Origin of the sequence: Streptomyces barringtoniae (assembly GCF_020819595.1) — a bacterium.
GTDB lineage: Bacteria > Actinomycetota > Actinomycetes > Streptomycetales > Streptomycetaceae > Streptomyces > Streptomyces barringtoniae.
The window spans coordinates 49425-71168 of sequence record NZ_JAJHNP010000017.1 but is presented as its reverse complement, the minus strand read 5'-3'; the positions used below and the strand labels follow the sequence as shown (position 1 = coordinate 71168).

At 72.6% G+C, this 21744-nt stretch carries 19 protein-coding genes and 2 pseudogenes; 8 read left to right on the top strand and 13 right to left on the bottom strand.

Annotated features, from left to right (window positions below; all coding sequences use genetic code 11):
* Positions 1-139 precede the first annotated feature (139 nt).
* From moeZ to LMU33_RS27870, 8 genes and pseudogenes are all read right to left on the bottom strand, one after another.
* Positions 140-1318, bottom strand: a complete 1179-nt coding sequence (gene moeZ, locus LMU33_RS27905) for an adenylyltransferase/sulfurtransferase MoeZ (protein ID WP_228623373.1) — start codon at positions 1316-1318, stop codon at positions 140-142.
* Positions 1319-1381: 63 nt separating this feature from the next.
* Positions 1382-2131, bottom strand: a complete 750-nt coding sequence (locus LMU33_RS27900; protein WP_228623372.1) for a spherulation-specific family 4 protein — start codon at positions 2129-2131, stop codon at positions 1382-1384.
* Complete coding sequence (locus LMU33_RS27895; protein ID WP_228623371.1) at positions 2119-3078, bottom strand: NAD-dependent epimerase/dehydratase family protein; 960 nt, start codon at positions 3076-3078, stop codon at positions 2119-2121. The genes LMU33_RS27900 and LMU33_RS27895 overlap by 13 nt, the downstream gene beginning before the upstream one ends.
* Positions 3079-3463: 385 nt before the next feature.
* The gene (locus LMU33_RS27890) at positions 3464-4708 is read right to left on the bottom strand and encodes a hypothetical protein (RefSeq protein WP_228623370.1); all 1245 of its coding nucleotides are present in this window, start codon (positions 4706-4708) and stop codon (positions 3464-3466) included.
* Entirely contained in the window at positions 4708-6408 is a 1701-nt protein-coding gene (locus tag LMU33_RS27885) for a DUF3492 domain-containing protein (protein ID WP_228623369.1), read from the bottom strand. The genes LMU33_RS27890 and LMU33_RS27885 overlap by 1 nt, the downstream gene beginning before the upstream one ends.
* A gap of 201 nt (positions 6409-6609) precedes the next feature.
* A pseudogene (locus LMU33_RS27880) lies at positions 6610-7755 on the bottom strand (ATP-binding cassette domain-containing protein); the annotation flags it as partial.
* Positions 7756-7804: 49 nt separating this feature from the next.
* Positions 7805-9481 carry a DUF3152 domain-containing protein gene (locus LMU33_RS27875; protein WP_228623368.1) on the bottom strand — a complete coding sequence of 559 codons (1677 nt, stop codon included), beginning with the start codon at positions 9479-9481 and terminating at the stop codon, positions 7805-7807.
* 7 nt (positions 9482-9488) lie between these two features.
* Positions 9489-10472: an alpha/beta fold hydrolase gene (locus LMU33_RS27870; RefSeq protein ID WP_228623367.1), complete on the bottom strand. Its 984-nt coding sequence runs from the start codon at positions 10470-10472 to the stop codon at positions 9489-9491.
* Between the two features lie 298 nt (positions 10473-10770).
* Between LMU33_RS27870 and LMU33_RS27865 the strand changes: the two genes are divergently transcribed.
* The 4 genes from LMU33_RS27865 to LMU33_RS27850 all read left to right on the top strand — a co-directional run bounded on the left by LMU33_RS27865 (position 10771) and on the right by LMU33_RS27850 (position 12622).
* Positions 10771-10995 carry an Rv3202a family protein gene (locus tag LMU33_RS27865; protein ID WP_228623366.1) on the top strand — a complete coding sequence of 75 codons (225 nt, stop codon included), beginning with the start codon at positions 10771-10773 and terminating at the stop codon, positions 10993-10995.
* Positions 10996-11152: 157 nt separating this feature from the next.
* Positions 11153-11794, top strand: a complete 642-nt coding sequence (locus LMU33_RS27860) for a TetR/AcrR family transcriptional regulator (RefSeq protein WP_132853227.1) — start codon at positions 11153-11155, stop codon at positions 11792-11794.
* Between the two features lie 134 nt (positions 11795-11928).
* Complete coding sequence (locus LMU33_RS27855; protein WP_228623365.1) at positions 11929-12156, top strand: DUF3107 domain-containing protein; 228 nt, start codon at positions 11929-11931, stop codon at positions 12154-12156.
* Between the two features lie 196 nt (positions 12157-12352).
* A complete protein-coding gene (locus tag LMU33_RS27850; protein ID WP_228623364.1) occupies positions 12353-12622 on the top strand; it encodes a hypothetical protein in 270 nt (89 codons plus the stop codon).
* Positions 12623-12752: 130 nt separating this feature from the next.
* Here LMU33_RS27850 and LMU33_RS27845 read toward each other — a convergent pair whose 3' ends face one another.
* Positions 12753-13499, bottom strand: a complete 747-nt coding sequence (locus tag LMU33_RS27845; RefSeq protein ID WP_249814353.1) for a ferritin-like fold-containing protein — start codon at positions 13497-13499, stop codon at positions 12753-12755.
* Between the two features lie 406 nt (positions 13500-13905).
* Between LMU33_RS27845 and LMU33_RS27840 the strand changes: the two genes are divergently transcribed.
* Both LMU33_RS27840 and LMU33_RS27835 read left to right on the top strand, forming a co-directional pair.
* Entirely contained in the window at positions 13906-16440 is a 2535-nt protein-coding gene (locus LMU33_RS27840) for a DEAD/DEAH box helicase (RefSeq protein WP_228623362.1), read from the top strand.
* 125 nt (positions 16441-16565) lie between these two features.
* A complete protein-coding gene (locus LMU33_RS27835) occupies positions 16566-17447 on the top strand; it encodes an alpha/beta fold hydrolase (RefSeq protein WP_228623361.1) in 882 nt (293 codons plus the stop codon).
* Here LMU33_RS27835 and LMU33_RS27830 read toward each other — a convergent pair.
* Entirely contained in the window at positions 17444-18349 is a 906-nt protein-coding gene (locus tag LMU33_RS27830) for an NYN domain-containing protein (RefSeq protein WP_228623481.1), read from the bottom strand. The genes LMU33_RS27835 and LMU33_RS27830 overlap by 4 nt on opposite strands.
* A gap of 209 nt (positions 18350-18558) precedes the next feature.
* On the opposite strand from LMU33_RS27830, the gene LMU33_RS27825 reads away from it, so the two are divergent.
* The gene (locus LMU33_RS27825; protein WP_099054875.1) at positions 18559-18711 is read left to right on the top strand and encodes a DUF8834 family protein; all 153 of its coding nucleotides are present in this window, start codon (positions 18559-18561) and stop codon (positions 18709-18711) included.
* 55 nt (positions 18712-18766) lie between these two features.
* On the opposite strand, the gene LMU33_RS27820 is transcribed toward LMU33_RS27825, so the two are convergent.
* From LMU33_RS27820 to LMU33_RS27810, 3 genes are all read right to left on the bottom strand, one after another.
* Positions 18767-19372 (bottom strand): MarC family protein, encoded by a 606-nt coding sequence (locus tag LMU33_RS27820; protein WP_228623360.1) that lies wholly within the window; start codon positions 19370-19372, stop codon positions 18767-18769.
* Between the two features lie 61 nt (positions 19373-19433).
* Positions 19434-20291 carry a PHP domain-containing protein gene (locus tag LMU33_RS27815; RefSeq protein WP_228623359.1) on the bottom strand — a complete coding sequence of 286 codons (858 nt, stop codon included), beginning with the start codon at positions 20289-20291 and terminating at the stop codon, positions 19434-19436.
* A 214-nt stretch (positions 20292-20505) separates the two neighbouring features.
* Positions 20506-21147 (bottom strand): DUF6758 family protein, encoded by a 642-nt coding sequence (locus LMU33_RS27810; RefSeq protein ID WP_228623358.1) that lies wholly within the window; start codon positions 21145-21147, stop codon positions 20506-20508.
* A 154-nt stretch (positions 21148-21301) separates the two neighbouring features.
* Here LMU33_RS27810 and LMU33_RS27805 point away from each other — a divergent pair.
* A pseudogene (locus LMU33_RS27805) lies at positions 21302-21676 on the top strand (MFS transporter); the annotation flags it as partial.
* Between the last annotated feature and the right edge of the window lie 68 nt (positions 21677-21744).

Here is a 21744-nt window from a genome sequence, read left to right as displayed (position 1 = left end):
AGGAGGGGGAACTCGAGTCCCGTCTGAACGAGGCTGGACCGTCCGACCGACGCCGACCACGGACGACAGAAGCCCACGGCATCTGAACTGGTCAGATGCCGTGGGCTTCGTCAGTCCCGCCGTTCGGCGGGAACCGTGATCAGTAGACCGGCTTGTGCGGTTCGATCTGGTTGACCCAGCCGATGACGCCGCCGCCGACGTGGACGGCGTCGGCGAAGCCCGCGGACTTCAGCACGGCCAGGACTTCCGCACTGCGGACACCCGTCTTGCAGTGCAGGACGATCTTCCTGTCCTGCGGGAGGCCCTCCAGGGCGGTGCCCATGAGGAACTCGTTCTTCGGGATCAGCCTGGCGCCCGGGATGGAGACGATCTCGTACTCGTTCGGCTCGCGGACGTCGATGATCTCGATGTTCTCGCCGTCGTCGATCCACTCCTTGAGCTGCTTCGGAGTGATCGTGGAGTCGGCGGCCGCCGCCTGGGCCTCCTCGGACACGACGCCGCAGAAGGCCTCGTAGTCGATGAGCTCGGTGACGGTCGGGTTCTCGCCGCAGACCGCGCAGTTCGGGTCCTTGCGGACCTTGACCTGACGGTACGTCATCTCCAGGGCGTCGTAGATCATCAGGCGGCCGACCAGCGGCTCGCCGATGCCCGCGAGGAGCTTGATGGCCTCGTTGACCTGGATGGAGCCGATGGACGCGCAGAGCACGCCCAGGACGCCGCCCTCGGCGCAGGAGGGGACCATGCCGGGGGGCGGGGGCTCCGGGTAGAGGCAGCGGTAGCAGGGGCCGTGCTCGGACCAGAAGACGGAGGCCTGGCCGTCGAAGCGGTAGATCGAACCCCACACGTACGGCTTGTTCAGCAGCACGCACGCGTCGTTGACCAGGTAGCGGGTCGCGAAGTTGTCGGTGCCGTCGACGATCAGGTCGTACTGGCTGAAGATGTCCATCACGTTGTCGGCCTCGAGCCGCTCCTCGTGAAGGATCACGTTCACGTACGGGTTGATGCCCTTGACGGTGTCACGGGCGGACTCGGCCTTGGAGCGGCCGATGTCGGACTGGCTGTGGATGATCTGGCGCTGCAGGTTCGACTCGTCGACCTCGTCGAACTCCACGATGCCGAGGGTGCCCACGCCCGCGGCGGCCAGGTACATCAGCGCCGGCGAGCCCAGGCCGCCGGCGCCCACACAAAGCACCTTGGCGTTCTTCAGCCGCTTCTGCCCGTCCATGCCCACGTCGGGGATGATCAGGTGGCGGGAGTACCTGCGGACCTCGTCTACGGTGAGCTCAGAGGCTGGCTCAACCAGGGGTGGCAGCGACACGGGGACTCCGTTGGTCGGTCAATCACTACAGTTGTTCTCCCCGTAACACTGCCACGGCCTTCTTCATTCCGAGACACCTGTTCCGATACGCGAGACGATTTCGTCCCAGTAGCCGGGCATGGTCTCCCAGGGGTCGGTGCGGCCGCCCCGGTCCGTGCGGTCGGTGAAGTAGATCGTCGCCGCACCCTGCCAGCGGGCGATGCGCAGCGCCTCCTCCAGGTGGCCGCGGGGCACGCCGTGCACGAAGTGGCAGAAGCGGTCCGGCGGGTAGTCGGCCGTCCACTCGGCGACCTGCGACCAGCGGTAGTCGGACCAGGAGCCGGAGAAGGTCACCAGCTGATCGGCGTTCTCCGCGTACCCGGGGTGCGGATGGCTGCCGTGGCCGAGGACGACGTGGGCCGTGTCGCTGATCGTCCGGAGGGTGGTGACCGCGCGGCGGACCTCGGGGAGCGCGGTGCGGTCGGTGGGGCAGCGGTCCAGCAGGAAGCCGTCGACCCGGTACCAGTCGAGGTGGCGGTGGGCGTCGGAGAGCAGGTCGGCGAAGGCGCGGGTGCCGTGGGCGAGGTCCAGGTGGCCGAGGACCCGGACGCCCGCTCCCCGCAGCCGGCCCGCGGCCTCCAGGCAGTGCGGGTCCGGGCGGGTGCCGGGGCCGGCGGCCACGTTGAGGACCACCCAGTCCAGCGGGGTGCCCGGGCGGGCTAGCTCGGCCCACTGGGCGGGGGCGACGAGCGGGTGGGCGTAGCCGGGGACGCCGATGGCGGTGCGCAGGCCGGTGCTCGTGACGCCTGCTGTGGTGCTGGTCAGATGCGGCATGCCGCCTCCATCCAGATGTCGGCCAGGGATTCTTCGAGGTTGATGCGGGGCCGCCAGCCGAGTCGGTCCCGCGCGGTGCGCACGTCGGCCTGCTGCCAGCTGCCGCAGCCGTCCGGGTACGGGTACGCCACCGGGGCCGCGTGGTCGGAGTCGGCGCGGGGGTGGCCGATGGCGCTGCGCAGCGGGCCGGGCGGGGCGTCGAGTTCGTGCAGGGCGCCGCCGTATCCGGCCACGCGCGCGAGGACGGCGGCGGCGTCGCGGAGGCGGACGGCGCGGCCGGAGCCGATGTTGATCACGCCCTGCGCGGCGGAGAGCGAGGCGGCGTGCACGGCGCGCGCGACGTCGCGTACGTCGACGAAGTCGCGCTGCACGCCGAGGCCGCCGAGCTTGAGCTCGCCGTCGCCGGACTGCATGGCGCGCCGCATGGCCTCGGCGAGCCGGCCCAGCGGGGAGCCGGCCGGGGTGCCGGGGCCCGCCGGGGAGAAGACCCGCAGTACGACGGCGTCCAGTCCGGAGCCGAGGACCAGCTCGGTCGCGGCGAGCTTGCTCACCCCGTACGGGCCGCCGGGGCGCGGTACGGCGTCCTCGGCGGTGGAGGAGCCGGGCTGGCTCGGACCGTACTCGGCGCTGCAGCCGATCTGCACCAGCCGGGCCCCGCAGCCGCTGCGGCGCAGGGCCTCGCAGACGGTGGCGACGGCCACGGTGTTGTGCCGGGTCAGTTCGCGGGCGCCGCCGCGGATGGCGCCGGCGCAGTTGATGACGACCCCGGGGTGGACCGCGTCGAGGAAGCGGGTGAGCGCGCCGGGGCTGCCGCTGGCGAGGTCGAAACGGACGTCGGCGTCGTCGCCGCGGCCGAGCGCGGTGAGCTGGACGGCCGGGTCGGCGAGCAGGCGGTCGGCGACGAAGCGGCCGATGTATCCGTTGGCTCCGATCAGCAGGACCCTCATCGGACAGCTCCCGGGGTGCGGGCGCCGGCCTGACGGGCGGGGCTGAGATGACCGACGGGGCCGACGTGATCAGCGTGGCCAGTATGACCGTTGAGGCCGACGTGACAGGCCCGGCCCGGGTGGCCGGCGGCGCCGAGGGGTGCCGTGGGCCAGGACGGTGCGGCGGGTCCGCGCTCGCTCGCGGTGCCGGCGGATCCGGTGGTTCCCCGGACTCCGGCTCCGGCGGTCCCGGCGGATTGTGCGCCTGCGGCTGCGACTGCTGCGGACGCGCCGGCGGCTCCGGGGGCTCCGGACGCTCCGGGTCGGGAGGTGGTCATCTGGCTTTCTCCTTCAAAAGGCGTGGTGCGGTCGCCTCCGGCGCCGGTTCGGGCCGGTTGCGGAAGATTCAGTCGGGGGCTTCGGTGGGCGCGTGCGCCGAGGCCCGGGTGAGGGTGCGGCCGGCGTGGAACAGCAGGGCCAGCGCGGCCGTGCCGCAGGCGAGGGCGGGGACGGCGGTCTCGCCCCACGCGTCCAGGAGCGTTCGTACGGGGGCCGTCAGAACGGCACAGCCCGGCAGTCCTCCGGCCAGCGGCAGGGCGAGGGCCACCGCCTCCGTGGCCGCCGCCGCACCGAGCGCCACGGCCGGGGCGTGCCGGTGGCCGTGCACGGTGAGCAGGCGGGCGAGCAGCAGCAGGGCGCCCAGGGCGAGGGTCTGCGGGTAGGCCACGGGCTCGTGCAGGACGGTGCCACACACCAGCAGCAGGGCGGTGAGCGCGCCAAGGAACAGGGCGAACGTGCCGAACAGCAGCGGCTTGGCGGCGGCTGTGAAGTCCTCCAGACCCCGGCTGCCGGCGAGCCTGCGGCGGGCGCCCGCGCTCAGCAGGTGGGCGCACCAGGCCGCCGGGGCACAGGCCAGGGTCAGGGCCACGGCGGGCGCTACGGCCGTGGGCCAGGAGCCGTCCGGGGCGCCGGTCGGCAGGGCATCGGGGCCACCGGTCGCGGCGGCGTGGAGAAGGCCGTCGCCGAGGAGGGCGTACCCGAGGAGCCACAGGGTCCACGCGCGCGTGCCGTACGCCGTGCGCCACGCGTGCGTGCCGGGCGGACCGGCGAGGGGGCCGCGGCGCAGTGCGGCGCGTGTGGCGAGGGCCACGGCGAGGATGCCGACGGCGGCGGCCAGCAGGCGGGGGTGTCCGTGGGTGAGGCGAAGTCCGGCCACGGTGGCTCCGCCGAGGACGCCCGGCAGGAGGCTGAGCAGGACCCAGTCCCTGCGCACACGGGGTACGGGCAGGGGCTCGGGCTCGGCGCCCTGCTCGCCGCCCCGCGGCACGCGCGCGTACAACTCCTCGGCGAGCGAGAAGACATCGCGGTGCCGGAACCGGGCGGCGGTCCGGTCGGTGACGCCGTGTGCCTCCAGCCCGGCGGCGATCTCCAACGGGTCCACGGCCCGCTCGCACAGCTCACGGTGCCGGTGCAGCAGGGCTTTCACGGGGTCGGCGGCACCACGCCGCGGCGCGGCGGCGCGCCGCTTGCCCGACTCCCCGTTGCCCGGGCGGGAGCCCAGCGGGCCGAGGGCTCGTGGCGTGTCCCGGTCGCTCAACTCGTCCACCGCCCCGGTGCGGTCCGCGCCCGTGCGGTCGTCCCGTGTGTCCATCACGCCCCCTCCGCGGCGGCCAGTCGTGTCGCGCGCACCGGTGAGCCCGTGGCCCAGCCGGGCACGGTCCGGGGCAGGAAGCGGGCCGTGGGGCCGGTCCAGCGGCCGGGGACGTGGGACTCGGCGGGGGTGGCGAACGGCAGGGGAGCGCCGGCCTCGTCGAGGACGACCCGGCGGACCGGGCAGTGCGAAACGATCTGCAGGTAAATGCCGTCGAACGCCGCGATGTTCTGCTCGACGGTGAACAGTTCGAGCGCCCGGGCGCGCGCGGCGGCGCCGAGGCGCGCACGGCGCTCGTGGTCGCGCAGCAGCGCCACGCACGCCTCGGCGAGCGCCCGCGGATTGCGCGGAGGGACGACGAGTCCCGTGCCCCCGATGACCTCCACCACGGCACCGACGTCGGTGGACACCGTGGCCCGGCCGCAGAACATGGCCTCGATCAGGCCGACCGGGAAGCCCTCGACCACGCTGGACAGCACGACGACCGCGCCGGCGGCGTACGCCTCGGGCAGCGTGGGGGCTTCCGGGCCGCCGATCTCCTCGAAGGAGACGGGGTTGTCGCCGACGGCGTGCACGCCCTCCGCCTCGTCGGGGAACAGCTGTGCGGCGAGCGCCCGGCAGTGGCCGAGGTAGGCCGCACCCTCGGGTCCCGACGGTGCGCCGACGATCCTGAGGCGTGCCTCGGGCTCCTCCTTGCGGACCTCGGCGAAGGCGTGCAGCAGCGAGATCAGGTCCTTGGCGGGTTCGACACGCCCGACCCAGACCAGGGTCCCGGGGTCGGCGCGGTCCGGGGCCTCGCCGACCTCCGCGAAGCGGGTGGCGTCCATGCCCGGGTGGACCGTGCGGATCCGGGCCCGGTCGGCGCCGCACCGTTCCTGCCAGCGGCGGGCGTGGGCGTTGCCGGGGGTGAGGACCTCGGCACGCCGGTAGACCTCGGCGGCGAGCCGACCGTGAAATGCGGCGAGGAGCGCGCGTACGGCGGGGGCGGCGGTGTCGGGGCCGAGGGCCAGGTAGTGGGAACGCAGCGGTACGCCGTACTCGGTGACGAGCAGCGGTACGTCGGCGAAGTGCCGGGCGAGCAGCCCGGGGAGGGCTGCGGAGCCGCCGGCGGCGGCGTGGCAGAGATCGGCCGCGCCGAGGCCGTCGTCGCCGTACCAGTCGAGGGAGAGGGGGCGCAGGGCGCGTTCGAGGTGTGCGGTGACGGTGAGGAGGTCGGATACGCGCGCCTCGCGCGCCGTGCACAGCGCTCCGGGGGCGCGACAGGCGCGTTCGAGGGTGCGTACGGCGGCGTCCGAGCGCAGGGCGCCGACCAGTCCGCCTTCCTCGCGGGCGAGTTCGGCGAGTCCGTACAGCGCGCTGCCGAAACGGTCCGCCAGATCGGTGGATGCCTCCTCGGAGGCGGCCGCGGTCCCGTCGCACACCGCCCCGACCAGTTCGCCGTAACACTCGGTGAAGCGCCGGCGCGTGCGCCGTCCGTAGGCGACCCCGTCGTCCTCGGCCGTCCACAGCGGTGCCGTACGCACCCGGCCGACCTGCGGCGGGAGCGCGACCCAGCCGTCGTCCTCCTGGCGCCGGCCGCGGCTGAGCGCGTAGATGTCGAACTCGTGCTGGTCGAGCCCGCGCACGAGCCGGTCGCACCAGAGTCCGGCGTCACCGCTCACATACGGGTAGCCACCCTCCGTAAGCAGTCCGATGCGCACGTGTGCACCCCCGATCTCCTGTCCGGTGAGCCGCCGTTGCCCCGGCGGCTCGCAGCGGGACGAACGTAAGCGGACAAGGCGGTGGCGCGACGGACGGTTGTCCATCGCGCCACCAAAAGGGGTGAACGGTCGTAACTTTCGCGTGCGGGTCGCGTTCCGCCGCGCTAGGGCTTCATGTGGCGATCAACCGTGCACGAAACGTTACGCCACGGCCGGTTCGCGTCGCGTCGCGCGCCGCTGTGCCGCCGGCTCCGGGTCCAGCGCCGGTACGGCGGCCAGGAGCTGCCTGGTGTACGGCTCGCGCGGGCTGTCGTACACCTCGTCGGCCGGCCCGGACTCGACGACCCGGCCCCGGCGCATCACCGCGACCCGGTCGCTGACCTGCCGTACGACGGCGAGGTCGTGGGCGATGAAGACGAGCGCGGGGCCGAGTTCCCGCTGGAGTTCGCCGAGCAGCTCGACCACCTGGGTCTGCGTGGTGACGTCGAGCGCGGAGACCGGCTCGTCGCAGACGATGACGCGCGGGTCGGCGGCGAGTGCCCGGGCGATGCCGATGCGCTGGCGCTGGCCGCCGCTGAACTCGTGCGGGGAGCGGTCGTAGTGCGCCTTTTCGAGCCCCACGCGCTCCAGCAGCTCCGTCACGCGCCCCCGGATGCGCTCCTCGTCGTGGTCCCCACGCGCGCGGAGCGGGTCGGCGATGGACTCGCCCACGCTGCGACGAGGGTTGAGGGAGGAGACGGGATCCTGGAAGACCATCTGGACGGCCGGGTGCACGCCGGTGTGCGGGGCGCCCGCGTAGCGGATCGTGCCGGCGGTCGGCTCCAGCAGCACGACCAGCATGCGGCCGAGCGTGGTCCTGCCGCTGCCGCTCTCGCCGACCACGCCGACCACGCCGACCACGCCGAGCGTTGCGCCGCGGCGGACGGTCAGCGAGACGTCGTCCACGGCCGCGAACGCCCGCCTGCCGCGGCCGAACTCGCGCCGCACCCCGGTGGCCTCCAGCACGACCTCGCCGGAGGCCCGGGAGCCGGTACGGCGGGTGTCCACGCGCGGGACGGCGTCGAGGAGTTCCCGGGTGTACGCCGCGGTGGGCGCGGCGAGGACTGTGCCGACCGGGCCCTGCTCGACGACCCTGCCGTGCCGCATGACGAGGACGTCGTCCACGCTCTCGGCGGCGACGCCCACGTCATGGGTGACGAGCAGCAGGCCCATGCCGGTCTCCGCGCGCAGCGCGTGCAGCAGGTCGAGGATCTGGGCCTGGACGGTGATGTCGAGGGCGGTGGTCGGCTCGTCGGCGATCAGCAGGTCCGGCTCACAGGCGAGCGCCATGGCGATGAGGGCGCCAGAAATACGAATGCCCTTGCGGCTCATATCAATGTGACATGAGCGGCGCCTGTCAACTCCTGGGATAGGGCCAGGGGTTGGGCAGGCAGTGGATTCCGTCGTGGTCTAGGAACTTGGTCTGCTGCTGCATGACGGGGGCGAGTTCGCCGTCCTTCTGGCACGTCACATGGCCGTGGCCGAGCCGGTGACCGACCTCGTGATTGATCAACATCTGCCGGTAGGCGTACATCTTGTCCCCGTATGTCTTACTGCCCTGGGCCCACCTGTACGCATTGATCATCACTCGTTCGGTGGCAGCGGAATCGCAGGAGACGTTGTCCTCCGTGGTGTCGAGCCCGGACTTGGCGCACCACTTGGCGGTCGTACCGGGGCTCGCCAGCGTGATCACGAAGTCGGGCTTGCCGGAGGAGATCCGCTCGAAGGTGCGGGCGCCGCCGTGGGCCCAACTGCGGTCGTCGTTCAGGGTCTTCTGCACGGCCTCGGCGAACAGTTCGCCGTCCAGGCCGAGTCCCTGCTCGACGTCCACGCGGTAGGTGTACTTCTGCCCGGTGCCGGGTGCCTTGGCGAAACCGGGCACGGCGGCGAACTTCCCCGAGCCCTTCAGCGTGGCGCTGAGCGGGTACTTCAGGTCCATCTTCTGCTCGTACGACAGCGTGACCGTGCCTGGCGGGGCGGACGGGGTCTCACCGCCGGGGGTGCGCGCGTCCCGAGCCTGGTCGGTGGCGGAGTTCGACCCTGCGCCGCCGTCGTGGTGCGACCCGGTCACCTGGCCGGCGACGACCACCGCGAGCACGGTGGTGACGGCGGCGGCCGCGATCCCGGTGAAGGCCCGCCCCTTGCCGCCCGTGCGCTGCGCGGGGAGGCCGGCGGGGGGCTCCGCGGGCGGGCCGGACGGGGACGCGTCGTCGGCGTCCGCCTCCGGCGTGTCGGCCGGGTGTCCCTCGGCAGGGCGAGGCGACCCCGTGCGAGGTGTGAAGACGTCGATGTCCTCGTCGAGGACGACACCGCCGCCGCGCCCGTCGGTGAAGGCGTCGAGGTACTCCTGCCGGGGCCCGGAACCGGCCCCCGGCCCGCCCGGCCGCGGCCGCGGAATCACCACACCGGGACCGGCCGCCCCCGGGAACCGACCCCACCCACCGCCGGCTTCCCGCTGCTCGGGATGCCCCCCACGGGTGGGAGCGCCCTCACGAAGACGGGGGACACCGTGGGCGGGGGTGCCGTCGGGAAGACGCGGGACACCGTGGGCGGGAGTGCCGTCCGGAAGCCTCGGGACGCCGTGCGCCGGAGTGCCGTCCGGAAGCCTCGGGACGCCGTGCGCCGGAGTGCCCTCCGGAAAACCCGGGACACCGCGCGCGGGACCGCCACCGGGCATCCGGGGCACGCCGCGCGCCGGAGTCCCCTCCCCGAAACGCGGCACACCCTGAGCAGGCGTGCCATCGGGAAACCCCGGAACACCCTGCGCAGGCGTGCCGTCCGGCAAACGAGGCACACCCCGCACCGGAGTCCCCTCGCCGGAACGCGGCGCGGCGCCCTGCGGGAACGTCGGTGTCTCTTGTGGGCCGCGCGGCGGGTACCCGGCCGCACCGGCACCGGTGCCGGCCCCGTCCGTCGGCGCCTGTCGCCGGCCGGGCAGCGGCTGCCCGCCCCGGGTGCCGCCCTTGCGCCTGGCGGCGGGTATGTCCGCGGAGTCGTCCTTCGGAGACGGGCCGCGGCGGCTGTGGCGTCCCACGCCGGCCTCAGCTCCCCGTGTCCGAGTCGGTGTGGGCGTCCCCGGTCTCCGCGAGGAGTTCCCGGAAGGCCGTGGCCACCACGTCCGGGTACTCCATCATCGCCACGTGCCCGGCGTCCGGCAGGGACAGCAGGCGCGAGTCGCGGAAGGCGCGGGCGGCCCGGCGGGCCATGCGGAAGCCGACCAGCTGGTCGCGGCCGCCGTAGATCAGCAGGGTCGGTGCGAGCACGCGCTCGGCCTGGCGCCACAGCCCGTGCTGTCCGCCGAGCGTGTAGGCGTTGACGATGCCACGCGCGGAGCGGGCCATCGCGTCCCAGAAGTACGGCAGCTGCAGGCGCCGCTCCAGTTCCTCCACGGCGTGCTGGAACGCCTCGGGCGAAACCATTCCGGGATCGCCGTAGCAGAGCGCCAGGACGCCGCGCACCCGCTGCTCGGCCGTCCACTCCCTGGTGAGCCGGGTGAACAGGGCGGCGACACCGGGCACGCCGAGCAGCGCGGTCGGCGCCGCCGTGCGCTGGATGCGCAGCTCCGGCAGGGCCGGCGACACGAGTGTGAGCGTACGGACGAGGTCGGGTCGTACGGCGGCCACGCGCGTGGTGACCGCGCCGCCGAGCGAGTTGCCGAACAGGTGGACCGGGCCGCGGCCGGCCGCGTCGAGATAGCGGATCACCGCGCGCGCGTGCCCGGTGACGGAGTAGTTGCCGTCGTCCGGGGGCGGGGAGTCACCGAAGCCCGGAAGGTCGACCGCCTCGCCGTCCACGACGCCGTCCAGCTCGGCCATCAGCGCCGACCAGTTCTGCGAGGATCCGCCGAGCCCGTGGACGTACAGCGCGGGCGGCAGGCCCTCGCGCGCGGGAGGGCGGGACCGGATCGACAGGGTGACTCCGGGCAGCCCCACGGACCGCAGCCGCTCGCCCTCGCCGACCCGGACGGGCGCCACCCTCGGAAGGACACTGGCGGCCGGCACGGACGGCGACTCGGTCGAAGACATGCGGCAATGTTACGAGGTGATCACGTCGTGGTTCATGTGTTCGCCGTCACAGCCGTCCCAGCCGTCACGGACTGAACCCGCCCGGAGTGAACCGCGGGGGCCCGGGTTGACCGGAACCGACGGGTGAACCGGAACCGACGTTTGCGCCGAACCGACGGGTGAACCCGAACGGGACCGGTCCGCTGCGAACGGGCGAGAGGCATGGCGTCCGGTTATGCCGTCTCATAGGCTCGTACAGAGGGCACCCGCATGTGGCCCCTGCTGCTCACCAGGGACGTTCGTAGGAAGGGAGCCCACCATGGCCCATGACCCCACCGAACCCGACACGATCGAGGACCTGGAGGCCGACACGGTTCCGGAGATCGACGTCGAAGCCCCCGAGGTGGACGCCGCCGAGCAGCACACCGAGGTCAAGCCGGACCGTGACGACCCCCTGACGGGCGTGAACCGGGACGCCGCGAACGAGGCCGATCTGGCCGAACAGGCGCGTGTGGTTTCGCTCGACGAGGACGACTACCGCTGACCTCGCCGGACTCCCGCGGCTGCACGAGGAGACGGCTGCGGCTTTCGTCGCCGTCCGGTACGTGAAATTCTGCGCTCGCACCGCGCACAGCACGGTTACCGAAAAGTACGATGGCCGCGCGGCCGACACCGCGATTTGGACGACTTTGGGAGGCGGCGTGACAGCCATCGAGCAAACTGAGGCAGCACGCCCGCGTGGCACTCGCCTGCCGCGCCGAGCCCGACGGAACCAGCTGCTGGGCGCCGCCCAGGAGGTTTTCGTCGCGCAGGGGTACCACGCGGCGGCGATGGACGACATCGCCGAGCGGGCCGGCGTGAGCAAGCCGGTGCTCTACCAGCACTTTCCGGGCAAGCTCGACCTCTACCTCGCCCTGCTGGACCAGCACTGCGAGTCGCTGATCCAGTCCGTGCGCAACGCGCTGGCGTCGACGACCGACAACAAGCAGCGCGTCCGGGCGACCATGGACGCCTATTTCGCCTACGTCGAGGACGACGGCGGCGCCTTCCGGCTGGTCTTCGAGTCGGACCTGACGAACGAGCCCGCGGTCCGCGAGCGCGTCGACAAGGTCACCAACGACTGCGCCGAGGCGATCTGCGACGTCATCGCCGAGGACACGGGCCTGTCGCGCGCGGAGTCGATGCTGCTCGCCTCCGGCCTCGGCGGTCTCGCCCAGGTGGTGGCCCGCTCCTGGCTGCACAGCGACCGCAGCGTGCCGCGCGACCAGGCGGTGCAGTTGCTGACCTCACTGGCCTGGCGGGGCATCGCGGGCTTCCCGCTGCACGGCACCGAACACCACTGACGGCCGTTTGTTCCCGCACGCTGTTCGCTGACGGCGTTCCGTCCCGCAGCGTGCCGGTCCCCTCACCGGACTAATGTGTGCTGCGTACGGCGCGGAAGATCGCGCACATCACTGGCCGTCGGAGGGACATAGCCGTGGAGGTCAAGATCGGCGTGCAGTACGCGCCCCGCGAGATCGTTCTGGAGAGCGGTCAGAGCGTCGAGGAGGTCGAGCGCCTGGTGTCCGATGCGCTGTCCGGCAAGACGCAGCTGCTGACCCTTCAGGACGAGAAGGGGCGCAAGGTCCTGGTGCCGACGGACCGCCTGGCGTACGTGGAGATCGGTGAGCCGACCGTGCGCAAGGTGGGGTTCGGCGCGCTGTAGGCCGACGTCGTGAGAAGGGCCCGGCGGCCGTGTGCCGCCGGGCCCTTCCGCATGGTGCTGGGTCCGCGCCCTTCCGTATGGCCCGGGCACACAGCTGGAGCACAACTCCTCCACAGCGGAGGATTGCACTCCGCAGGTCACGGGTATGACGGGCTACGACCGTTCAAGGCAGACCGGCCATGGGAGGGACCCCGACATGATCCTGGAAGCACTCGCGTCCGCAGTGCTCGGTCTGGCCCTCGCCTTGATCGCGGCGTACCGCCTGCCCCACCGCCTGCCGGCCCGCCCGCTGGTCCTCTCGACGGGCGTCGCCGGCGCCCTCTTCGGCGACTTCGTCACCCACACGGCCCTCGGCCCCGGCGGCGCCTGGCTGAGCCTCCTGGGCGCCGCGATCATCTCGGCGGCGTCCCTGTCGCTCCTCCTGCGCCCGGCAGGCAGACTGCGCCGACGATCCCTGACGGCGTAGCCGTCAAGGGGGCGCGGGGCTGCGTTCGAGGTGCGGCTCCGCCGCGGGGCGCGAGCAACGGCACCACACCCGCAGCACACCCGCAGCCGCGCACATCCCCGCGACCACCCCCGACAGAGCGCGCCGGCTCTCAGGCCGCGAGGCCCAGCGCAGCCATCCGCTTGGTGTGCGCCTCAGTGATCCGCGAGAACATCCTCCCGACCTCCGCGAGGTCGAACCCGTCGGCAACCCCGCCCACGAGCATCGTGGACAGCGCGTCCCGGTCGGCGACGACCCGCTGGGACTGCGACAGCGCCTCGCCCATCAGCCGCCGCGCCCACAGCGCGAGGCGGCCGCCCACGCGCGGGTCGGCGTCGATGGCGGCCCGCACCTTCTCCACCGCGAACCCGGCGTGCCCGGTGTCGTCGAGGACGGCGAGGACGAGCTCGCGCGTGTCCGAGTCCAGGCGGGCGGCGACCTCCCGGTAGAAGTCGCTCGCGATCGAGTCGCCGACGTAAGCCTTGACCAGGCCCTCCAGCCAGTCCGAGGGCGCGGTCTGCCGGTGGAAGCCGTCGAGCGCGGCGACGAACGGGTCCATGGCGGCCGTCGGCTCCTCGCCGATCTCGGTCAGCCGGTCCCGCAGCCGCTCGAAGTGGTGGAACTCGGCCGAGGCCATCTTCGCCAGCTCCGCCTTGTCCGCGAGGGTCGGCGCGAGCTTCGCGTCCTCCGCGAGCCGCTCGAACGCCGCCAGCTCCCCGTACGCGAGCGCGCCGAGCAGGTCCACGACGGCGGCGCGGTACTGCGGCTCGGCGGAGGCCTGCGCCCAGTCCTGGGCGGCGACACCGGTGGGTCCGGCGGAGGCGGCGGACGCGTTCTCAGGCTTGTCAGAGCTAGTCATGAGGCGCACAATAGCCCGCTTGCGTGGCGTCGTAAGGTCCCGGCCGATCAGTGTGACCACCATGACGTGACCAAATCGGCCATCGCATGTGCGCGAATCCGGGGTATGGTGGTAATGCGCCTGCCAGAGTGCGTCGACGGTGTTCGACGTCTCCGAACAGGGCGCACGCATGAGGATGCCCGGTCGGTGGCCCGATCGGCTCCGACCCGACAGCCCTCCCTGGCCGTACGGCTCAGTACGTACGACGACCGGAGGGACACCCTCAGCGGTACGAGCGCTAGAGCGTCGGCAGAGGTCCCGTGTCTTACGGCTTGCCCCGAGTGGTTCGTCCGTACGGCAGCCGACGTCCCCGGCACGGTCGCACATGACCCCCGCGCTCGCCTCGCGCCGCGCACACAGAAGAGGCATGACCCTGACTACCACGTTTCGAGACCTGGGAATCCTTCCCGAGACCGCCGAGGCCCTGGAGGCCGTCGGCATCATCACTCCCTTCCCCATCCAGGAGATGACGCTTCCCGTCGCCCTTTCCGGCACGGACGTCATCGGCCAGGCCAAGACCGGCACCGGCAAGACGCTGGGCTTCGGTCTTCCGCTCCTCGAGCGCGTCACCGTCCCCGCCGACGTCGAGGCCGGACGCGCCGCCCCCGAAGCCCTCACCGACGCCCCGCAGGCGCTCGTCGTCGTGCCCACGCGCGAGCTGTGCACCCAGGTCACCAACGACCTGCTGACGGCCGGCAAGGTCCGCAACGTGCGCGTGGTCGCGATCTACGGCGGCCGGGCCTACGAGCCCCAGGTGGAGGCCCTGAAGAAGGGCGTCGACGTGGTCGTCGGCACCCCGGGCCGGCTGCTCGACCTCGCGGGCCAGAAGAAGCTGAACCTGAAGCACGTCAAGTGCCTGGTCCTCGACGAGGCCGACGAGATGCTCGACCTGGGCTTCCTGCCCGACGTCGAGAAGATCATCGACATGCTGCCGGTCAAGCGCCAGACCATGCTGTTCTCGGCGACCATGCCGGGCGCGGTCATCGGTCTCGCGCGCCGCTACATGTCCCGGCCCACGCACATCCGCGCCACCGCGCCGGACGACGAGGGCGCGACGGTCGCGAACATCAAGCAGTTCGTCTACCGCGCGCACAACATGGACAAGCCGGAGATGGTCGCCCGCATCCTGCAGGCCGAGGGCCGCGGACTGGCGATGATCTTCTGCCGTACGAAGCGTACGGCGGCGGACATCGCCGAGCAGCTCCAGCGCCGCGGCTTCGCCTCCGGCGCGGTCCACGGCGACCTCGGGCAGGGCGCCCGCGAGCAGGCGCTGCGCGCCTTCCGCAACGGCAAGGTGGACGTCCTGGTCTGCACCGACGTCGCCGCGCGCGGCATCGACGTCGAGGGCGTGACCCACGTCATCAACTACCAGTCCCCCGAGGACGAGAAGACCTACCTGCACCGGGTCGGCCGTACGGGCCGCGCGGGCGCCAAGGGTACGGCGATCACGTTCGTCGACTGGGACGACATCCCGCGCTGGCAGCTGATCAACAAGGCGCTGGAGCTCGACTTCAACGACCCGGTGGAGACGTACTCCTCGTCCCCGCACCTGTTCTCCGACCTCGGCATCCCCGAGGGCACCAAGGGCACCCTGCCGCGCTCCGAGCGGACCCGTGCCGGTCTGGACGCGGAGGAGCTGGAGGACCTCGGCGAGACCGGCGGGCGTGGCGCGCGCGGCCGCGGCCGTGGTGGCCGGGGCGAGCGTGACGGCCGTCCCGAGTCCGGCGCCGCCGAGCACGAGCGTACGGCCCGTACGGCGCGCCGTCGCCGCCGCACCCGTGGCGGAGCACCGCTCGAGGGCGCCACGGCCACCGGGACCCCCGCGGCGCCGGCCTCCGAGTCGGGCGCCGCCGAGGCCACCGGCGTGGAGGAGTCCGGCGCTCCCCGTACCCTGCGCCGCCGTCGCCGTACGCGCGGCGGGGCGTCGGCGCAGCCGGTGACGGCCACCGAGGCCGCCGTCGAGTCGGTGGACACCGCGGAGGGCCCGGCCCAGCTGGAGACCCCGGAGGTGCCGGAGGCTGTCGAGAAGCCGCGCCGCCGCCGCACCCGCAAGTCGGCGGAGCCGGCCGCGGCCGAGACGACGCCCGAGGCCACCGCACCTGAGGCGGAGGCGGCGCCGGTCGCCGCCGAGCCGCAGGCCGAAACCGCGCCCGTGGAGGCCAAGCCGCGCCGCCGTACGCGCAAGACGGCCGAGCCGGCCGCCGAGACGGCCGTGGACACGGCCGAGGGCACCGAGACCAAGCCCCGCCGCACCCGCAAGACGGCCACCGCCGTCACCGAGACGGCACCGGCGGACACGGAGGCGGAGCCCAAGCCGCGCCGCACCCGCAAGACGGCCGCCACCGCGCCCGCGACGGCCGACACGACCGAGGCACCCGAGGCCGAGGCCAAGCCCCGCCGCACGCGCAAGAAAGCCGCCGCCGCACCGGAGGCCGAAACGGCCGTGGACACGGCCGAAGGCACCGAGACCAAGCCCCGCCGCACCCGCAAGACGGCCACCGCCGTCACCGAGACGGCACCGGCGGACACGGAGGCGGAGCCCAAGCCGCGCCGCACCCGCAAGACGGCCGCCGCCGCACCGGAGGCCGAAACGGCCGTGGACACGGCCGAGGGCACGGAAACCAAGCCGCGCCGCACCCGCAAGAAGGCCGTCGCCGCACCGGAGACGACCGAGGCACCCGAGGCCGAGGCCAAGCCCCGCCGCACCCGCAAGACGGCCGCTGCCGTCGTGGAGGCGGACGGTGACGCCGAGGTGGCCGCGCCGAAGGTCCGGCGGACCCGTAAGGCCGCCGCCAAGGCGGTCGCCGCCGAGATCCCGGCGCAGGCCACCGAGGAGCCGGAGGAAAAGCCGCGTCGCCGTACCCGCAAGGCCGCGGCGGCCGTCGAGGCCGCCGAGGGCTGATCCGGCACCCGACATGCGACGGCCCGGTCCACCGATGTGGACCGGGCCGTCGCATGTCCGCACGTCGGCGGAGCCGCAGGGCAGCCAGAGCCCCGCCTCTTGGGGCGCTCCGATAGCCTCTCCCCATGAGCAGGCCCGTCACCTTCGTCCCGCCCCCCGGTGCCCGTGCGTACTCGCTGCGGACCGCGCGCGGGGAGTTCGCCGTAGTCGACGCTCCCGTGGCCGACGGGGTCGAGCCCCGAGGGGTGGCGCTGTTGCTGCCGGGGTTCACCGGGAGCAAGGAGGACTTCAATCCGCTGCACGTGCCGCTCGCGCGGCGCGGTTACCGGACCGTGGCCGTGGACGGGCGCGGGCAGTACGAGTCGGACGGACCCGAGACCGACGAATCCGCTTATGCGAGGCAGGAGTTGGCGCGGGACGTGCTGGCTCAGGCCGAGGCGCTCGGGGAGCCGGTGCATCTGCTGGGGCACTCCTTCGGCGGGCAGGTCTCGCGCGCGGCCGTGCTGCTCGACCACGCGCCCTTCCGGTCGCTCACCCTCATGGCCTCCGGCCCCGCGCAGATCTCGGAGGCCCAGCAGCAGCGCGTGAAGCTGCTGCGGGACGCCCTCGCGGTGATGACCATGGCTCAGGTGTGGGACGCGATGCGGGCGATGGAGACGCCCGAGGAGACCGAGACGGCGGCCCTGGACGGCGGCCTGGACGACCGCGACGACCTGCAGCGCCGCTGGCTGCGCACCAAGCCCGCCCAACTCGTCGCAGCCGGACGCCAGTTGTGCACGGAACCGGACCGGATCAAGGAACTGGCCGCGCTGCCGCTGCCGTTCCACGTCCTGTCCGGGGCACGGGACGACACCTGGCCGCTGCCCCTGCTGGACGACATGGCGCTACGGCTCAACGCACGGCGGACGGTGATCGAGAACGCCGAGCACTCCCCCAACACCGACCAGCCCCTCGCCACGGCCCGCGCGATCGCCGACTTCTGGGACAGCGCGGACGGGCAGGGTTAGTACTGCGCCTGCAGATGCTCCCAGAAGCCGTCCCTCAGGGCGCGGCGCAGGTCCGCCTGGCCGCGCAGGGAGTACTGGAGCAGGCCCTCGGCCTCGACCAGCAGGTCCTGGTCGACGGAGCCGGGGAGGTAGGGATGGCCGGGGAGCAGCTCGACCAGGGACTCGCGGCCCCGCGCGGCCAGCCACTTCGCGGCGATCTGGGCGCCGACGAAACGGACGTCCTCACGGGTGGGGCGGGTGCCGGCGGTGGCGTCGTAGACGGCGGCCGTGCGGCGGGAGACGTACGGCTTGAAGAACTCGAGGTCGAGGGTGCGCTGGCTGTCCACCTCCCACAGCAGCGGCTCGGCCTGGTTGCGGCCCTCGGGGGCCTCGATGCCCCACAGGTGGACGCGGGCGCCGTAGCCCTGCGCCGCCTCGACCGCCGAGACCAGGTCCTCGTCGCCGCCGAGCAGGGCGGCGTCGCTGATCGCGCGGTGCCTCGCCAGTGACTCGAGGTCGCTGCGGATCAGCGAATCGACGCCCTTCTGCTGGTTGTTGGCGTTGAGGTTGCCGAGCCGGACCTTGACGTCGGGGAGTTCGGCGATGGACTGTTGCTCGGCGGTGTGGATGCGGCGGCGGGCGCCGTCGTACCAGTACACCCGCAGCAGGCGGCTGTCCGCGAAGACCTGGCGCGCACGGTCGATGAGGGCCTCGATCAGGCCCTCGGCGTCGAGGTCGAAGGCCCGGCGGTCCTCGGTCCCGGCGACCAGCCGGCCCGCGGCCGCGTACAGATAGCCCGCGTCGACGAAGATCGCGTGGGTGGAGGGCGTCTTCGCCACCTCGGCGAGCATGCGTTCCAGCAGCTCGTTCGTGCGGTCGATGCGGGCGCCCAGGGCCGCCAGGTCGTCGTTCATCGCCTCCATTGTCCCGGTGGTCACGCTGCGAACACAACCGGTCCCGATCGGTCCGGCCGACCCGACTTACCAGTCAGTAATTAGACGTTCGAAAATTTTCTTTAGCGTAGGGAATGTTTGTAACAAGCATCGCGTTGACTCCCTACGAACGCCGGATACAACATCCGGCGCATCAAGTAGTTCTCCTCAGGAGGATGACCAGACGAAGGGAGAAGCCTGTGCGCTTCGAGATCATGCGACTCGACGAGGTCGACGGCACCACCGTGGACAGCACCGTCGTGGACGCCGCCTCCGTCAACCGGATCGTTCAGCAGGCCGCCGCCATCGGACAGCGCCTGTGGATCCGCCCGGCCGAGACCCAGGCCTCGTAACGCTCACGCGCTGCGCGCCACTCAAGCTTTCCGGGGGAGCCGAGCCGACGAGGGCTCAGCTCCCCCGGATCACCTGAGTGATCCCGTTGATGATCTGCTGTACGGCGATGGCGGAGAGCATCATGCCCGCGAGTCGCGTCACGAGCACCACACCCCCGTCCTTGATGACCCGGATGATCAGCAGCGAGTAGCGCATCACCAGCCACAGCACGACATGGATCGCGAGGATCGCGGACCACACCGACACCTGCGTGGCCACGCTGCCGGCCTTCTGCACGGCCAGGATCACGGACACGATCGCACCGGGCCCGGCCAGCAGCGGCATGCCGAGCGGTACGAGCGCCACGTTCACGTCCTTGGTCTGCTTCGGCTCGTCGGTCTTGCCGGTGAGCAGGTCCAGCGCGATCAGCAGGAGCAGCAGACCGCCCGCGATCATCAGCGCGGGGACGGAGACGTGCAGGTAGTCGAGGATCTGGTGGCCCAGGACACCGAAGGTGGCGATGACCCCGCCCGCCACGCAGACGGCCTGGAAGGCCATCCGCTTCTGCACCTTGGCCGGGCGCCCGGCGGTCAGGGCGAGGAAGATCGGGGTGATCCCGGGGGGATCCATGATGACAAAAAGGGTCAGGAACAGAGAGCCGAAGACGGCGACGTCGAACATGGGGAAGTACTGGCCTTGCTGGAAAGGGTGGACTGGGGTCGCGTGGGGGCCGCTGACGGCGTCAGGCTCCGCCGGTGCCCGGCACCGGGAACGCGCCGGTCGCCCGTCGCGTGATCTCCCCGTACACCTCGGGGTCCGTCGTGTACGCGCCGAGCGTGACGGTCTTGCGGCTGCCGTGGTAGTCCGAGGAGCCGGTGACCAGCAGATCCAGGTCCTTCGCCAGGCCCCGCAGCCGGTCGCGCGCGTCGGCGTCGTGGTCCATGTGGTCGACCTCGAGGCCGTCCAGGCCGGCCTCGGCCATCTCGGCGATCCGCGCCTCCGGGACCGTACGACCGCGCTTGGCGGCGGCCGGGTGCGCGAACACACAGACCCCGCCCGCGTTCTTGACCAGCCGGATCGCCTCGAAGGGGTCCGTCTCGTGCTTCTCCACGAAGGCCCGGCCGCCGTCGGCCAGCCACTCCTCGGTGAACGCGTCGCTCACGGTCGGTACGACGCCCAGCTCGACCAGCGCCGTCGCGACGTGCGGGCGCCCCACGGAGCCGCCGGCCGCGATCCGCTCGACCTGCTCCCAGGTGACCGGCACGCCCAGCGCGCCGAGCTTGGCGACCATGCCCTTGGCCCGCGGCACCCGGTCGTCCCGCACCAGCTCGCGCTCGGCGAGCAGGGCGGGCTCCGCGGGGTCGAAGAGGTAGGCCAGCATGTGCATCGAGATGCCGTCGATGCGGCAGGACAGCTCGGCCCCGGTGACCAGGGTGAGCCCCTCGGGCAGCGCGGCGATCGCCTCGGCGTACCCACGGGTGGTGTCGTGGTCCGTCAGCGCGACGACGTCCAGCCCGGCAGCGGCGGCATTGCGCACCAGCTCGGCCGGGGTGTCCGTGCCGTCAGAGGCCGTGGAGTGACAGTGCAGATCGATGCGCACGGTGACTCCAGACGAGGACGGCTACGGAAGGGGACACCTAAGGATAGCGGGGTTCTGAAGCCCGGCTGTCACACCCGCACCCCGGCAGCGCCCTTTACCGGACGAGCCGCAAGGCGCGCGGGGCCGTGTTCGATCTGCGGCTCCGCCGCGTGGGCGCTAGCAACCACGAAGCACCCGCACCCGCCGACGCGCAGAACCCCCACTCCAGGGGGCGTCACGGCCGGAGCAAGCGCGGCGACAACGCTCCGAAGGGGACCAGATCCAGCTCCGCCCCCGCGTCCCGCAGATCCGTCAGCACCAGCTCGTCGTACATCAGCAGGCCCGCCTGCTCGGGCCACATCACCGCCCACAGCCACATGCCGAGGGCCTCACCGGCGAAGACGGCACGGTCGTCGGGGGTGCGGTAGACGTGCCAGAGCGGGGTCGGGCGACCGACGGCCAGCACCTTGGCCTGGGGCGGCTTCTCGACGTTCATGTACGACCCCGGGTCCGGGCCGTCGATGCCCGCGTAGCGCGCGCCGAGGCCGACGCCGAGCTCCTCGGCGACCAGGATGAGTTCGGCCGGGCCGCCGAGCGGGCCGGGTCCGGAGCAGGCGACGGCGGTCGCGCGGCCACCGCTGCGGTCGTCACCCGCGTAGGCCACGCCCGTGAAGAGCCAGCCGACGGGCAGCGGCCAGGGCATCCACAACGGCACGTGCGTGCGGTGCACGACGGCACCGAGGGCTTCGACACTGGGCGGGATCACGGGCTGCAGCGGATACACCGTGCCGTGCACATCGCACTGCCACGCATCGGCGAAGAGACCGGGCGCCCTGACCCGGCCACCGCACCTCGGGCAACTGGGTTCGCCCCTCATAGGGCTCCACGGTCCTACCCCTGCCCGCCCACGTCAAGGACGATCACCCGTCCGGCAAATTTGATGCAATGTACATTAATTGGCGTCGGTCTGGTCGGCCCGAACCTGCCGTCGATCGCGCAGGGCCTGTACGCGACCACCGGCCAGGTGTCCCTCGACCTCGCTCGCGGTGATCGTCGGCGCGTCGGCCGGGGGCAGTGCGGCGGCGATCCTGCCGTACGAGTGCGCGCCCGGCTTCGGCACGGCCTGCGGCCCGCTGCTCGGCGCGGCCCTCGGCGACATCAGCTGGCGCCACCCCTTCTTCGGCACGGCCACGCCGCCGGCGATCGGCTTCCTGTGCATCACGGCGTTCCTGAAGGAGCAGCCGAAGCCGGCCCGCACGTTCTGCGCTGGGGTGTGCTGCCGGCGGCGCGTTCATGGGCGTGAACAACACCGTCTACACCGAGCTGGCCCTCGGCGTGTCCGACGCCCCCGCCCGGTGGCGAGCGCGGGCTGCAACTTCGCCCGCTGGTTCGCGGCCGCCGCCGCGCACGGCGTCACCGGCTTTGCCAACTGGCCGAATCCGGCCTTGTGTTGGTGAGATCGGTCACTTCCTGC

Excerpts from the sequence above, each read along its gene's own strand:
- LMU33_RS27840 (WP_228623362.1), top strand. The coding sequence starts at position 13,906 with ATGACCCTGACTACCACGTTTCGAGACCTGGGAATCCTTCCCGAGACC.
- LMU33_RS27890 (WP_228623370.1), bottom strand. The coding sequence starts at position 4,708 with ATGGACACACGGGACGACCGCACGGGCGCGGACCGCACCGGGGCGGTG.
- LMU33_RS27835 (WP_228623361.1), top strand. The coding sequence starts at position 16,566 with ATGAGCAGGCCCGTCACCTTCGTCCCGCCCCCCGGTGCCCGTGCGTAC.
- LMU33_RS27865 (WP_228623366.1), top strand. The coding sequence starts at position 10,771 with ATGGCCCATGACCCCACCGAACCCGACACGATCGAGGACCTGGAGGCC.
- LMU33_RS27845 (WP_249814353.1), bottom strand. The coding sequence starts at position 13,499 with ATGACTAGCTCTGACAAGCCTGAGAACGCGTCCGCCGCCTCCGCCGGA.
- LMU33_RS27850 (WP_228623364.1), top strand. The coding sequence starts at position 12,353 with ATGATCCTGGAAGCACTCGCGTCCGCAGTGCTCGGTCTGGCCCTCGCC.
- LMU33_RS27870 (WP_228623367.1), bottom strand. The coding sequence starts at position 10,472 with ATGTCTTCGACCGAGTCGCCGTCCGTGCCGGCCGCCAGTGTCCTTCCG.
- LMU33_RS27810 (WP_228623358.1), bottom strand. The coding sequence starts at position 21,147 with ATGAGGGGCGAACCCAGTTGCCCGAGGTGCGGTGGCCGGGTCAGGGCG.
- LMU33_RS27830 (WP_228623481.1), bottom strand. The coding sequence starts at position 18,349 with ATGGAGGCGATGAACGACGACCTGGCGGCCCTGGGCGCCCGCATCGAC.
- LMU33_RS27900 (WP_228623372.1), bottom strand. The coding sequence starts at position 2,131 with ATGCCGCATCTGACCAGCACCACAGCAGGCGTCACGAGCACCGGCCTG.
- LMU33_RS27820 (WP_228623360.1), bottom strand. The coding sequence starts at position 19,372 with ATGTTCGACGTCGCCGTCTTCGGCTCTCTGTTCCTGACCCTTTTTGTC.
- LMU33_RS27895 (WP_228623371.1), bottom strand. The coding sequence starts at position 3,078 with ATGAGGGTCCTGCTGATCGGAGCCAACGGATACATCGGCCGCTTCGTC.